Source organism: Streptomyces sp. NPDC030840, from assembly GCF_055572015.1.
Window position 1 is genome coordinate 1 of the sequence record NZ_JBVIEE010000051.1, and the last position, 1460, is coordinate 1460.

Annotated in this window: 1 protein-coding gene; it reads left to right on the plus strand. The window is 70.4% G+C overall.

Going from position 1 to position 1460, the window contains the following annotated elements; all coding sequences use genetic code 11:
* The first annotated feature begins 227 nt into the window (after positions 1-227).
* Entirely contained in the window at positions 228-1442 is a 1215-nt protein-coding gene (locus ACZ49J_RS45380) for an IS110 family RNA-guided transposase (protein ID WP_467457743.1), read from the plus strand.
* The last annotated feature ends 18 nt before the right edge of the window (positions 1443-1460 follow it).

Genomic DNA, 1460 nt, shown 5'->3' on the forward strand with positions numbered 1-1460 from the left:
CCACTGACATTGATATTGCTAGGCAGGTTCTGGTGGTCGTGGCTCTGCCACTGACTGACGTCCTGCTGGGCTGTCTTCCAGATGTTCTGCCCGGCCGCCGGGGCTTGTTCTCATGGCTCCGGCCGGGCGGAACATGACCTGATAGGAGCTTGGTCAGAAGCCCCTTCAATGTCCTGTCTGCGCCACCCGGCCGGCGCCTCACCTCCGGCTAGGAAGGCATCTCCAGAATGACAGCAGCGGTCGCAGCGGACACGGTCAGGGCGGATGTGGTCGGGGGTGTCGACTCCCACGCCGACACGCTTCACGTCGCGGTCATCAGCGACAACGGAGGGCACCTCGCGGACGCCGAGTTCACCACCACGGCCGCCGGGTACGCCGCTGCCCTGGCCTTCCTGGGCGCCCACGGACACGTGGTCGCGATCGGTGTGGAAGGCACCTCCTCCTACGGGGCCGGCTTCACCCGCGCCGCCCGCTCGGCGGGCCTTCACGTCGTGGAGGTCAACCGGCCCGACCGGGCCGAACGCCGCCGCATCGGCAAGTCCGACCCCATCGACGCCTACGCCGCCGCCCGTGCCGCCCTGTCCGGACGCGCATCCAGCGCCCCCAAGGACGACAGCGTCACCGGCATACGCGCCCTGCACAACGCCGCCCGCTCCGCCGTCAAGGCCCGCACCGCGGCCCTGAACCAGATCGGCCACATCCTCATCGGCTCACCCGAGGCGATCCGCGCCAAGTACGGCCCTCTCAAGGGCACCGCCCGCACCGATGCCCTCGCCCGACTGCGCCCCAGCGGCGATCCGGTCCACACCGCGGTCCTGACCGCTCTCAAGAGCCTGGCCCGGCGCGTGAAGGAGCTGACCGCCGAGCACACGGCACTCACCAAGGCCCTGGACGCCGACGTCAGCGCACACAACCCCGGCCTGCGGGCCGCTTACGGAGTAGGCCCGGATACCGCGGCCCAGCTGCTGGTCACCGCAGGAGGCAACCTCGAACGCATGCGGACCGAAGCCTCCTTCGCCGCCCTCTGCGGCGCCGCCCCGGTCCCCGCCTCCAGCGGCCGGACCAACCGCCACCGCCTCTCACGCGGCGGCGACCGGGCCGCCAACGCCGCCCTCTACCGCATCGCCCTGGTCCGCATGTCCAGCGACCCCCGCACCCGCGACTACGTGACGCGGCAGACCGCGGCCGGGCGGACGAAGAAGGAGATCATCCGACTCCTGAAACGGGCCATCGCCCGGGAGATGTTCCGCTGCCTGACGACCACGGTGGCCGTTCCCGGCATCGCCGATCTGCGGCCCCTGCGGCAGTCCAAGAACATCACCCTCACCGCCGTCGCAGACCGCTTCGGCGTCTGGCCGGCCGTGATCTCCACCCTCGAACGAGGAATCCGCCGCGACGACGCACTCACCCACGCCTACCGCGACTGGCTCCATGCCGCTTGACAGGCAATAGGAGCATCA